This is a genomic window from Mucilaginibacter aurantiaciroseus, assembly GCF_024055595.1.
Taxonomy (GTDB): domain Bacteria; phylum Bacteroidota; class Bacteroidia; order Sphingobacteriales; family Sphingobacteriaceae; genus Mucilaginibacter; species Mucilaginibacter aurantiaciroseus.
The window spans coordinates 430285-442346 of the sequence record NZ_JAMXOF010000002.1; the positions used below are offsets into that span (position 1 = coordinate 430285).

The window sequence follows — 12062 nt, forward strand, 5'->3', positions numbered from 1 at the left end:
CGGATAGTATTTGCGGATATTGCAATTGTTAAATTTAACTAAATTTATTTTACTACCCGATGCAACCATTGTGTGTTCCTTTACATCTTACTGTTAAATGATGTTTTTGGAACCTAAACCTAATATTGAACATTTAGTAAAATGCTGTAAGGACGGGCAGCGTAAAGCGCAGGAAACGCTGTACAAGCAGTTCGCGGCTAAAATGCTGAGTGTTTGCATGCGCTACGCTACCGATAAAATGGAAGCGGAAGATATGCTGCAGAATGGGTTTATAAAGGTATTCCAAAAGATTGCCGATTACCGTGGCGATGGTTCTTTTGAGGGATGGGTGAGGCGCATTATGGTGCACAGCTCCATAGAATACTATCGCCGGCACCATAAAATGATGCAGGTGGTTGATATTGATGAAGCCGGTTATGAACCATTTGTTGACGCAGCTGCATCGAGCAGTTTGGAGGCTAAAGACCTATTGGTATTGATCAAAGCGTTATCACCGGGTTACCGCTTGGTTTTTAACTTATATGCCATCGATGGCTATTCGCATAAAGAGATTTCCGAAATTGTTGGCATCAGCGAGGGGGCATCAAAGTCGCAGCTATCAAGGGCGAGGGCTATTTTAAAGGAGCAGATATTGAAAATTGACAATGAAAAATATGGATATGCAGGATAAAGATATTGATAACCTGTTTAGGTCTAAACTCGATAATTTGGAGGTTGAGCCATCCGCACAGGTTTGGGGAGGCATTGCATCCCAAATGAATAAAAAACAAAGGCCATTGGGTAGTTACCTGAGCATTGCCGCCAGTTTGCTTATATTGCTTAGCGCGGGCTTGTATATTGTATCGAATAAAAAAGAAATTACGAAAAAGCCGGTACAAATAGCTGCGGCTAAAAACAATAAGCCTGCAAAAACAATTATACAGCCGGTAATTGTGTTGCCAACAGTAGTTAAGCCTCAGATTGAAAAGGTTGTAGCTTTAAACACGGTAGCATCGCGCAAGCAACAAGTAAAGGTTGTTAAAGAACAGCTGATTTTAGTAAAACAAGAAAAAGTAACGCAATTAGTGCCGCAATTGGCGCAGGCGGTTCAAAAAACAGATGTACCGTTGAAGTTTGTAGTGCCGGACAGGAGTGTGCCATTTAATGATAAGATTGATATACCAGAAGATCAGCCGTTAAAAACTAATACCTTAGCGCAGGCAAAAGATGCACGTGCAAGTAAAGTATTGGCCGCGGTACAGGTTAAAAAGTATCGCATCCGTAATTTTGGCGATCTGATAAACGCCGTAGTTAGTAAGATTGATAAACGGAAAGATAAACTGATAGAGTTTTCGAGCCCGAATGATGAGGATGAATCTACCCTGAGCGGGTTGAACCTTGGATTTATAAAAATAAAAAAGACAGACCAATAGCATAAAATATACCACGATATGAAACGCCTGATTTTTACCGCAATAATATGCCTGGCAGCAACAACCCTATTTGCACAAACAGATTCTGTTAAAACCAGTACAGATACTACCAAAACCCGCCGTACAAGGATCCGCCTTGGCTTTGGAGATGATGCCGCGCAGGGGGCTATAAATGACACTACCAGCTATAAATCAAAAGCGCCGGGCTTTTCATTCGGGCTTACGTTTACCAGGTTTGACATTGGTTTAAGTACCCTGAATGATAATGGCAGCTTTAAGCTATCACCAACCAACCAGTTTTTAAATTATAGGTCATGGAGGAGCAGTAACATTGGGTTTGATATTTTGCAGTTGGGCTACCGCTTTAATAGCTCGTTCAGGATTTACGCGGCCGGTGGTTTCGATTGGACAAACCTGCGCCTGCGCGAAAGCGTTACCATATTGCGTAACCAGGCACCGCTTGCTTATACCCAGGATGCTGTTAAATACGATAAAAACCGGTTGTCGGTAACCTACATCCGTGTGCCAATAGCGTTCGATTTTCGCACCCACGATGACGATGATGGCCGCAGGTTTCATTTTGTTGGCGCAGCTGAACTAGGTGTACGTTTAAGCAGTAGCTTAAAACAGGAAAGTAAAGAGAACGGCGACCCAAAACTGAGCGGTAACTACAACTTTGCCAAATTTAGGTACGGTGCATCGCTGCGCGTTGGTTATGGTGCCATAGGTGTATTTGGTAAATACTATTTAAATAATATGTTCGAGAACAGCCCCGCACAGGATGGCCTCAGAAACTTCTCGTTTGGGATGAGTGTTGGGTGGTAATACAATTTAGTATCTTTGCACCTAATGGCAGAAGTACCTTTTTTACAGGCAATATCAGTTAACAGAACATACGGCGGGGCCGAAGCATCGGGGGTTAAAAATATAAACCTCGAGATAATCCCCGGCAAAATAACCGCCATAATTGGTCAAAGCGGCAGCGGTAAAAGCACTTTATTACGACTATTTTACGGCCTTCTTTCGCCTGAAAAAGGCACTGTAAACTTCAAAGGCGAACGCATTTTGGGGCCTGAAGAAAAGCTGATACCCGGCCATGATGCCATGAAAATGGTAACCCAGCATACCGACGACCTGAACCTGTTTGCCCGCGTTTGGGATAACGTAGCGGCTATGCTGCCAAGCACTAATGTAAGGCATAAGGAAGAAAAGACTGAACAAGTGCTCACTCAGTTAAATATGATGCACCTATCCCTAAAGCGCGTTGCCGACCTGAGCGGCGGCGAAAAACAACGTGTTGCCATTGCCCGCGCCATTATTAACCGTCCCGAAGTTTTATTGCTCGATGAACCCTTTAACCAGGTAGATACATCGTTCCGCGAAGGCTTACAGCATGATATCAGGCAAATTGTACAGGAAACCGGGCTTACCGTGGTAATGGTATCGCATGACCCGGCCGAAGTACTCTCTATGGCCGATGAACTGATCGTTTTAAAGGATGGAGAGATTGTGGAAACCGGTCACCCGAAGACCCTTTATCATTCCCCGGTTAATTTATATACCGCCGAGCTGCTTACCAATTGTAATGTGCTTACGGTTGATGAAGCCAAGGTATGCGGCATCGAATCTCATAAAGAAGCCGTAGTGATATATCCCGAATGGATCCGTATCAATAATGTGCTTAAAACCAATAAATGGACTGTAAAACAGGTGCTTTTTAAAGGTTTTTATGATGACCTGATATTGGAGAATAATGGCGTGATACTCCGCGTTATAAACGATGATAGCGGCAAATATAAAGAAGGCGACATTGTTGGCCTCAAAATAAAAAAATGGCTGGAGTATTAATTGGCCCCCTCAAATCTCCTCCGGTAGGGGAGACTTAAGGTTGCCAATATTTTATAGTTCCTCCCTTCCGGGGAGAGTTGGGAGGGGTTTAGATCTCAAAAGACGATAATTGCACAAACTGCTGCACACGTGCGTCAACTTCCGCATCGGTTAGATTCTTGATCTTCTCGGTGCCAAATTTTTCTACACAGAATGATGCCAGTGCCGAACCGAAGATGATGGCATTCTTCATGTTATTGAAGTTAACCGTACCCACTTTAGCCATATAGCCAATAAAGCCACCCGCAAAGGTATCGCCTGCGCCGGTTGGGTCAAATACCTCAGCAAGCGGAAGGGCAGGGGCCGAGAAGATATGATCTTCGTGGAATAACAACGCGCCATGCTCGCCTTTTTTAATGATCAGGTATTTTGGTCCCATAGTCAGGATCTTGTTAGCGGCTTTCACCAAAGAATACTCACCCGATAGCTGCCGTGCCTCTGCATCGTTAATGCTTAAAACATCAACCATTTTAATGGTTTCCAGCAAATCGTCCATGGCAATGTCCATCCAGAAGTTCATGGTGTCCATTACAATCAATTTAGGGCGATTTTTAAGGCGTTTAATAACTGTTTGCTGCACCTGTGGGGTAAGGTTGCCCAGCATCAGGTATTCGCAGTCCTGGTAAGCCTCGGGGATGATCGGGTCAAAATCAGCAAGTACGTTCAGCTCAGTAACCAAAGTATCTCGGCTGTTCATGTCGTTATGGTACTTGCCGCTCCAAAAGAATGATTTTTCACCTTGTTTTATTTGCAGGCCTTCGGTATCTATATGGTGGTTATTAAAGTCTTTAATTTCTTCAGCGGGGAAGTCGTCGCCTACCACAGCAACGATCTTTATCTTGTCGTAAAAGTAAGAAGCGGCCAAACTTGCATAGGTAGCAGCCCCTCCAACAATTTTATCTGTCTTTCCAAAAGGGGTTTCAATTGCGTCAAACGCCACAGTACCAATAACTAACAAACTCATGTAAATTTTTTTTAATTTTTTTTGTGCAAATATTGTGAAATTACACCAGAAATCATACTTTTGCACCACTCCAATACGGAAAAACACTCCTGAGTAGCTCAGCTGGTTAGAGCATCTGACTGTTAATCAGAGGGTCCCTGGTTCGAGTCCAGGCTCAGGAGCCTCAAAATCAATGATTTAACCCCACTCTGGCGAGTGGGGTTTTTTTGTGCACAGAATTTGCACAAAATATACATTGCTTTTATTAAAACTGTTGAATGTTATTAATCTTTCATTGCACGATTAATTCCCCTCATAGAATGGCAAACACGATAATGATACGATTTGATACGAAAATACGGTATGATAATACAGTATAACGACGGGTTTATTTCAGGAAATTATTGTGTCGGCAACTAAACTATGTTTCTCAATTCCCTCAATAATCTTTTTTACATGGTTAAAGATGGCTAATCTTACCCAAAATCTTTCAATTATATTTCATTTGTTATAGCCACCCAAATTTTTCAATAAGCTTTTCTTTCTGATTTCGTGCAACTGGGATATTTTTACTATTGGACAGTATAAGATAATTGCCCTCGCCGCGAACGTATTTTTTGATGTGGTCAAGATTAATGAGGTATTGCCTGTGAACTCTCAAAAAATTCCGTTCCTCCAATACTTCCTGTATATCACCCAAAGTTTTGGCTACTGTATGCTGTTGGCCGTCAATCATGTTAAAGCGGGTATAATTATTGTCCGATTCGCAATAGATGACATTTTTGATCTCTACAAACGTAACCCCATTTTGAAATGGCAAAGCTATTTTCTCTGGTATTGATTTTTCGCCACTATGCAATTGTTGTTTTAACAGACTAAGCTGTTGTTTATCCGGGAACCGCCGGTATTCGGCTTTTTCAACTGCAGCTTTGAGGTCTTTCCCGTCGATGGGTTTTAGCAGGTAATCCAGCGCACTAAAGCGGAATGCTTTAACCGCAAACTGGTCATACGCGGTTATAAACACCAGGCTGAAATTGATAGCACCTACTTTTTCTAACAATTGAAAACCATTCATTACCGGCATTTCTATATCCAGGAATACCATATCTGGCAACAAGGCTCTTATTTTTTCAAGCCCCTCGCTACTTTCAGTACATTCCGCTATCACCTCTACTTGTGGGCAATACATTTTTAGCTGCAATGCTAATAGCTTTACACAATCCGGTTCATCATCTATTATAACGGCTTTAAGCATATATTTCCAGGTTATAAGGGGATTTGAATGGTCACTTTCGTTCCTATAGCATTATTCATGGAATCCTTCAGATCGATTATCTTTACATCAGCCTCCATTTCGTATAATTGGTTGATGATATCTATCCTTTCCGAAGTTATTTTTAAGCCAAACGATTTTTGCCGGGTAGCAGATTTGCTTTTGTAGGCTGCCGCTAGTTCCCGCCCTACACCGTTATCAGTAATTTCGATATGCAACAAATGTTCCGAGGGCTGTGCAACATCTATTTTGATAATTCCTCCTTCTTTTTTATGCATCAGGCCATGCCATATTGCATTTTCCACATAGGGCTGCAAAAGCAACGGGGGGATATCTGTAAATTGTTGGTCTATAGCCGGGTCTACATTGATCTGATAGCGCACCTTGTTTTTAAAACGCATTGCTTCAAGTTGAATATACAAGCGCAGTGTTTCAAGTTCCTTTTGTAGTGTCACTTTTTCCGACTGCGAGTTCTCCAGTACCAACCTGATGAGTTGTGAAAAAACAGTAAGATACTCCGATGCCGTTTGCGAATCATTTTCAAGCGTGTAGAGCTTGATGGAATTAAGGCAGTTGAATATAAAATGCGGGTTCATCTGTGCGCGTAGTGCCGTCATTTCGGTTTCTGCTATCCTGTGCTCAAAGTCTGTTTCTACCTGTTTTATTTTTTGGGCTTCGCTGATGCTGTTCTGTATTTGCAATTCATTTGTTTTTACAGCAAGTTCATTTTGTAACTGCAAGGCATAGGTTGCCTGCAAAGTGTTTTTCTCAATCAAAATCAGCTTTGCGCGATAGGATAACGCAAACGAAAAGAAGATTGCTTCGATAGTTAAGCCTAATAAAAAAAAGGCAGGTAAAAAAATGATTATCACAAAAAACTCATGGCTTTTGTAAGGCAAATGATAGAATATACGTGTAAATGGTAAAAACCATAATAATAGCATGCTCACTAACCCGCCAAACAAAAACCATTTTACAGGTTCTTTGCTTTTTGCGGTAAGTACCAGCAACACAAAATTAAGTGCCAATGTGGGGAAAACGGACGTAAGAATGCTGTAGTAATTTTTGTTGAATATAAACCAACCGTTATGCACCTCCAGAAATTCAATGACCATTTGCAATACCGCAATACCTATCAACACTTTTATTAACACCCAGCCTTTTTTAAAATAGCGCGAAAACTGAAGCAGCTGCCCTATAAAAAGCGCATAAAGTGCGGGGATCAGTAAAATGCAGATCGAGAAAATAATATCGCGTATGAATGGCGAAAACAGCATCAATTGTAATCTTATATCCATCCAAAACAATCCCATAAATAAAGCCGATGCGGTGTAGCATATATACCAGATAAATGCAATATCGCGATATAAGTAATACTGATAAACGGCATACAGGTTTATGAAAAATAAGCAACCGCAAAGCCTGGCTAACAGCAAAAAAAGATACCGGTCTCCATATATATCAAGAGTGCCCTCTTTTACAGCAACATATGGCGTTTTTAAAAGAATATGAGGCGGTATCAACTGATCTTTACGGTCTTCGGTGCGTAATAGGTAAACAATGGTAGTATGCGGCGGGATGAGTAAGGACATACCATACCGCCACAAAGTTGGCAAACCTGTTTGATAGGCCCCGCCGAGCCCTATAATTTTTTGCCTATCGTACAAGCGGGTGTAATAATGAGCAGAAGCATCCAGTCTTAAGTCTATAGTGTCGGTTTTTGACACGTTGCATATGGCAAATTTAATCCACTGAATAATCAGAGGCCTGTTGGAATATTCCAGTTCTCTTAACTCTTTCCGATACGGAATAAATACCGCTTTTTTTATTTCAGTAAAAGTTAAAGGCTGATCAGCTGTTTCTTCATAAAACAGGCAATGGTCGGCCATATCAAACGCTTTTTCCCATTTAGGTTGTCCGTTTAATGCAATCGTATCCTGGGCTTTTGTTAACCCGGTTGCGGCAATAAATAAGCAAAAAAGGGCAATAATAAGGCGCATTAATTATGGCTTTTTTTAAATGTAAATAAACCCTAGGACATTGCGTAAAGTTTATGGTTAACGGTTATTTTTTTGAGTGAATGGTAAGTACATCGGTAAAATTAACTCTTGCTCAATAAAACATGCCCTCACTCACAAAAGCTGCCGTTGGCCCCACATGGCTTTGAAATAATTTTTAAAGCTCGCAATTTTACGATAACCAAAGCAATTGAATTGTTAAAAACGAGTGCAGCTGCTCAATATTTTTAAAAACCTTTAACCATTTTAATAATTATGAAAACGATTATCACAGGGTTAGTAAACAATATTAAGGCATCTAAATCGGCCACAATTACTTTGGGGTTGTGGTTTGCCTGCGCTTTTCTCTTCTCCATATTCACTACCGATCTGCCGGGTACGCCGCCAACACCGCAGGGTTTAATTCATGGTTTCTCCGCATTAATCGGCTTGTTAAGTTTAAGTATAGCCATAATTACCTGGGGCTTTAGCTTCAAAAAGAATAATGACTGGCAACGCATGGCCAAAACATCCTGGTTTTTTAGGGTGATAAGTGTTGTGCTATTTATTATTTTTCTTCTTAGCCCGCCATCAATAAGAGGCTTTAGTGAAAGGATCCTGATTGCTTGCGATACATGCTGGCTTATCTTGGTGAACCGGCAGCTATATGTAAATGTAACACATTCATTTTCAAAATTTTAAACTTTAATATGAAACCTATCCCTTTAATGTTTTGCGCTTTATTGATTGTCCTATCCGCCTGTGAAAAAAAGATAGATCATCAGGTTTATTTACTTACAAACGCAGATTCGTCTGCTTTAAATTTAACCGGCAATCCCGAAGTGCGCAAAGAAGTGATTGCTTATATGCACGCCATTGCGCCTGACAAACCGGGTGCCGCCCGGCTAACATCTCAATGTACAGATGATTTGGTTGCTGTAGGGCCCGAGGGCCTTAGATCCATCAGCGGTGGGGTTTGGAAAAAAAATGCAGAAAAGGACGGCATTATTTTCAAAAAGGTGCTTGTTGTGCCCGGAACTGAAATTGTACGCCTGTATAATGACGGTAATACCGCGGTTAGAAACGTACTGCTTGATGTAACATTAGGTACGCCCGCAGGTGAAATGAACTTGGATGTGATGCGGCTGGAAACTTATATCAAAAAAGGCGCTCACTGGTGCATGGTAGCCGGGCAGGGAACCGTGCCCTATGATCGTATGGATGTGATGAAGACTCTGGTTATCCGTATCGTTTTGGCATTTGTAGCCGGTTTGCTCATTATGTTTTTAGTCATGCGCCGTAAATTGAATAAGCTGAAACTTAAGTGAAGGCCTTTTGTGATGAAAATAAAACATGCCGATTTTTTACCACCATAACTATTCCGTTTTAAACGAATTTCGTCATAAATAAAAAAACCATCATGGAGAAAACCTATCAAAATGTAAGCTACTTTGTAGTTGTAATTTTAGCCTTTGTAATCTGGGGCTTTTTCAGAACTTATTTCGTCTTGTTCCCTTCGTTCAACGGTATCACTAATGTGCAACATTTTCATGGGCTGATGATGCTAAGCTGGTTTGGCATGCTCATCGTTCAGCCCTTTTTAATCCGCTATAAAAAATATGAGCTGCACCGCAATTTTGGGAAGGTGTCTTATGTATTGGTGCCGTTGATATTGCTCTCAATTTTTTTAGTTTCCAAAGGCCAGTATCAGCGTTTGGCTCCAACCATACCGAAAGTACAAAACATCGCCGGCCTGGCTCTAAACCTGCCAGATATTTTTGCCTTTGGTGCTTTATATATTTTAGCTATTGTACACAAAAGCAATAGTGCTTACCATATGCGATACATGATAGCCACGGCCTTTTTAATGCTTGGCCCGGGTGTAGGCAGGGCAATGATTATTTACGGCGGTGTGCCATTCCCATTAGCCATAGAATACTCGCTACTGTTAACCGATGCTTTAGCGATAGGCTTTATTATTTATGATGCCATTAACAAAAGGCCGTACAAACCCTACTTAATTACCCTGTGTATTTTAGTAGGTATGCACCTGATATGGGAGTTCCAAATGTCGGCACCATGGCAGGCAGTTGCCGGCAAGTTTGCACAGTTATTTTTTTGATAATAGCTATTAAATCAAAACCATGAATCAATCAGATCATGAATCACGAGCCACTTAACTTGAAGATCATTGGCGTAATAACTGCGTACTTCCTGGTGAGCCTCTACTATTTTGGGATCATCACATCCAATTATCTGATCATCTATCCTTCGTTTTCTCAAATTCATGAACATTATGACGCCTATATGGGTGTATTTAATGCATCCGTAAGAATATTGATAATCTATTCGTCGGTAGCCTTATTGCTTCTCTCTGTTCTGTTGCTTTGGTTCCGTCCGAATACGTTTCCCAAGCCGGCTATGTGGGCTATTATTTGCTTAAGCGCCATTTCGGTTTGCGCAACCCTCTTTTTTATAATGCCAATACAGTTATCGTTGTGGATAAACGGTTTTAACGTAGCGATCTACGGGCGATTGATGGATATAAGCTTATACTTTCAAATCATCCCCTCCTTTTTGCAGGTTTTAATGGGTTTTTGGTTGCTTAACAGGTATTTGAGCGATATTAAAGTAGTAAGCCGCTGGGTGTTCATCTTATTTTTTAGCATCACGTTTTGGACAGGAAATTACGATGCATTAGTGAATTTTTCATTATACACTACGGTCGGAGCTAAAGACTGGCTTGCTTTCAGGGAAGCCATTGTACCAACAAAATTCTTTTTTTTACTGATTGTGGCTTTTACCCCGATGTTGCTCACTATACCAATGTTTTGGTTGAGGCCTAAAAGCGTTCCAAAGCTATTTGTCGGTATTTACGGGCTTACTATATTTTGGATTTTCTTCATCACATTTATCTACATCGCAAAGGATTTACAGGGTTATTTGTCACATGATTACTCCCGCGCTAAAATTGAAGAACTGATCAACAGCGATTTTGAGTACAGGGGGTTACCGGCAATGGTTTTAACGTTAATCGCCGCCTGGATGTTTTTAAAAATCGGACAGCATAAAATGAAGGTAGGCAATTGATTTTTTTTTAAAAATGCTAAGGCCATAGCTTAAGAGCCCATTGAAGTTTGCAAAATATTTAAGTGAAGCTCCGCCAGAAGTAATCCACCTTTAATTTATAATCAATTCACGCATACTAACCAGTACCCATGCAAAAAACCATACGCTATTTAGTTAACCTTACGCCATTACGCGGTATTGCTGCGTTACTTACCGTATTGTTTCACCTTGATTTGACACTTGGCTCAGGCGGTGATTGCCTGATAAGGTTTAAGGATTCCATGATACTAAGCAGGATGTACTTAATGGTTGATTTTTTCTTTATCCTCAGCGGATTTATTATGTGCCATGTTTACAGTAAATGGTTTGCAGAGGCAATTACCGGCACACAATTCAAAAAATTTACCATCGCCCGTTTTGCAAGGATATACCCTATGCACCTGGTAACTTTGATATATACTATCATTCTCTTTTATATATCTTCCTTACTACAAATACCTAAAGTGCCTGTTTTGCAAATAGCCGATAACGGATACTCCGTTTTAACTAACTTGCTTTTACTGCATTCCATGAATTTACATAACTGGTTTAGCTGGAACCATGCATCCTGGTCCATCAGCACGGAATGGTGGGCTTATATGGTATTTCCCTTTTTGGTTAAACCAATCATGAAGCTTAAGCCGTCAGGAATAATAATTGTGATAGCGCTTTGCTTTATAGGCTACCTAGGGATAACTTATTATATCATTCCAATTATAACGGTACCACCTGAATTGTCCTTTGTAAAAATAAATCCGGCAGCACTGTCGCTTAATGCAGCCTACCAGTTCGGGTTTTTAAGGTGTTTATGTGGGTTTACACTGGGCATGGCTATGTATCAATGTTACAAAGCAGGTTGGGGATCAAAGCTATTAAGCAACGGATACGCCATGGCAATAATTGCCTTCAGCATATTTACCTCCATGCACTTTGCTCTTCCGGATTTTGTTACCGTAACTCTCTTTCCCCTGTTACTGCTTTCGGGAACGTATGGAAGTACCGGCATTGATAAGTTATTTGGCATAAAACCCCTACAAATGCTGGGCGATTGGTCATTTTCCATTTACCTGGTGCACGAACCATTATTGTACACCATGGGTAGTATCACCGCTTACTTGCATCCTGCCGGTAAAGGGTTGCAGTTTGGGCCACCGCCTAAACCCGATATGCCTGTAGCATGGCTTATCAGTTTAGGCTTTGTTGGCGTAACTTTATTGATTTCTTCTTTAACTTATCGTTTTATAGAAGTGCCTGCACGCAACTGGATTAACCGGCGTAAAAAAAACAAACAATCCGGGATCATACAGACAGTATCTAATACGGGGTAAATATTACCGATAGTGTAATGAAAGATACTTAGGGCTTTAGGATTGGAAATTTAATATTAAAAGCCTTGGCCATATTTAACGGTTACGGGCAAATAATGTGTTAGTTATCAATTG

General features: G+C 40.9%; 12 protein-coding genes and 1 tRNA gene. 10 read left to right on the forward strand and 3 right to left on the reverse strand.

The features are described 5' to 3' along the window. Nucleotides 1-97 precede the first annotated feature (97 nt). From NAF17_RS10070 to NAF17_RS10085, 4 genes are read left to right on the forward strand one after another with little or no spacing between them, the layout of a single operon-like run. Nucleotides 98-670: an RNA polymerase sigma factor gene (locus tag NAF17_RS10070; RefSeq protein ID WP_370340991.1), complete on the forward strand. Its 573-nt coding sequence runs from the start codon at nt 98-100 to the stop codon at nt 668-670. Beyond that, nucleotides 645-1412 carry a hypothetical protein gene (locus NAF17_RS10075; protein WP_252757868.1) on the forward strand — a complete coding sequence of 256 codons (768 nt, stop codon included), beginning with the start codon at nt 645-647 and terminating at the stop codon, nt 1410-1412. The genes NAF17_RS10070 and NAF17_RS10075 overlap by 26 nt, the downstream gene beginning before the upstream one ends. An 18-nt stretch (nt 1413-1430) precedes the next feature. Continuing rightward, a complete protein-coding gene (locus NAF17_RS10080; protein WP_252757869.1) occupies nt 1431-2237 on the forward strand; it encodes an outer membrane beta-barrel protein in 807 nt (268 codons plus the stop codon). A 24-nt stretch (nt 2238-2261) separates the two neighbouring features. Next, entirely contained in the window at nt 2262-3260 is a 999-nt protein-coding gene (locus tag NAF17_RS10085) for an ABC transporter ATP-binding protein (RefSeq protein WP_252757870.1), read from the forward strand. Between the two features lie 88 nt (nt 3261-3348). Here NAF17_RS10085 and NAF17_RS10090 read toward each other — a convergent pair whose 3' ends face one another. Beyond that, entirely contained in the window at nt 3349-4263 is a 915-nt protein-coding gene (locus tag NAF17_RS10090; protein ID WP_252757871.1) for a PfkB family carbohydrate kinase, read from the reverse strand. A gap of 87 nt (nt 4264-4350) precedes the next feature. Between NAF17_RS10090 and NAF17_RS10095 the strand changes: the two genes are divergently transcribed. Further along, nucleotides 4351-4424 (forward strand) — tRNA-Asn (locus NAF17_RS10095). Nucleotides 4425-4750: 326 nt separating this feature from the next. Here NAF17_RS10095 and NAF17_RS10100 read toward each other — a convergent pair. Together NAF17_RS10100 and NAF17_RS10105 are read right to left on the reverse strand one after the other, a co-directional pair. Beyond that, nucleotides 4751-5497, reverse strand: a complete 747-nt coding sequence (locus NAF17_RS10100; RefSeq protein WP_252757872.1) for a LytR/AlgR family response regulator transcription factor — start codon at nt 5495-5497, stop codon at nt 4751-4753. Between the two features lie 11 nt (nt 5498-5508). Continuing rightward, nucleotides 5509-7515, reverse strand: coding sequence for a sensor histidine kinase (locus NAF17_RS10105; protein ID WP_252757873.1), 2007 nt, complete (start codon nt 7513-7515; stop codon nt 5509-5511). A gap of 273 nt (nt 7516-7788) precedes the next feature. Here NAF17_RS10105 and NAF17_RS10110 point away from each other — a divergent pair, with 273 nt between their 5' ends. The 5 genes from NAF17_RS10110 to NAF17_RS10130 all read left to right on the forward strand — a co-directional run bounded on the left by NAF17_RS10110 (nt 7789) and on the right by NAF17_RS10130 (nt 11948). Then, nucleotides 7789-8214 (forward strand): DUF998 domain-containing protein, encoded by a 426-nt coding sequence (locus tag NAF17_RS10110; protein WP_252757874.1) that lies wholly within the window; start codon nt 7789-7791, stop codon nt 8212-8214. An 8-nt stretch (nt 8215-8222) separates the two neighbouring features. Next, a complete protein-coding gene (locus tag NAF17_RS10115) occupies nt 8223-8840 on the forward strand; it encodes a hypothetical protein (protein ID WP_252757875.1) in 618 nt (205 codons plus the stop codon). Between the two features lie 92 nt (nt 8841-8932). After that, the gene (locus NAF17_RS10120) at nt 8933-9634 is read left to right on the forward strand and encodes a hypothetical protein (RefSeq protein ID WP_252757876.1); all 702 of its coding nucleotides are present in this window, start codon (nt 8933-8935) and stop codon (nt 9632-9634) included. Nucleotides 9635-9672: 38 nt separating this feature from the next. After that, entirely contained in the window at nt 9673-10602 is a 930-nt protein-coding gene (locus tag NAF17_RS10125) for a hypothetical protein (RefSeq protein WP_252757877.1), read from the forward strand. Between the two features lie 128 nt (nt 10603-10730). Continuing rightward, nucleotides 10731-11948, forward strand: coding sequence for an acyltransferase family protein (locus NAF17_RS10130; protein ID WP_252757878.1), 1218 nt, complete (start codon nt 10731-10733; stop codon nt 11946-11948). Nucleotides 11949-12062: the final 114 nt, after the last annotated feature.

Coding starts and splice junctions, on each gene's coding strand:
- NAF17_RS10070 (WP_370340991.1), top strand. CDS start 98: ATGATGTTTTTGGAACCTAAACCTAATATTGAACATTTAGTAAAATGC.
- NAF17_RS10075 (WP_252757868.1), top strand. CDS start 645: ATGAAAAATATGGATATGCAGGATAAAGATATTGATAACCTGTTTAGG.
- NAF17_RS10080 (WP_252757869.1), top strand. CDS start 1,431: ATGAAACGCCTGATTTTTACCGCAATAATATGCCTGGCAGCAACAACC.
- NAF17_RS10085 (WP_252757870.1), top strand. CDS start 2,262: ATGGCAGAAGTACCTTTTTTACAGGCAATATCAGTTAACAGAACATAC.
- NAF17_RS10090 (WP_252757871.1), bottom strand. CDS start 4,263: ATGAGTTTGTTAGTTATTGGTACTGTGGCGTTTGACGCAATTGAAACC.
- NAF17_RS10100 (WP_252757872.1), bottom strand. CDS start 5,497: ATGCTTAAAGCCGTTATAATAGATGATGAACCGGATTGTGTAAAGCTA.
- NAF17_RS10105 (WP_252757873.1), bottom strand. CDS start 7,515: ATGCGCCTTATTATTGCCCTTTTTTGCTTATTTATTGCCGCAACCGGG.
- NAF17_RS10110 (WP_252757874.1), top strand. CDS start 7,789: ATGAAAACGATTATCACAGGGTTAGTAAACAATATTAAGGCATCTAAA.
- NAF17_RS10115 (WP_252757875.1), top strand. CDS start 8,223: ATGAAACCTATCCCTTTAATGTTTTGCGCTTTATTGATTGTCCTATCC.
- NAF17_RS10120 (WP_252757876.1), top strand. CDS start 8,933: ATGGAGAAAACCTATCAAAATGTAAGCTACTTTGTAGTTGTAATTTTA.
- NAF17_RS10125 (WP_252757877.1), top strand. CDS start 9,673: ATGAATCACGAGCCACTTAACTTGAAGATCATTGGCGTAATAACTGCG.
- NAF17_RS10130 (WP_252757878.1), top strand. CDS start 10,731: ATGCAAAAAACCATACGCTATTTAGTTAACCTTACGCCATTACGCGGT.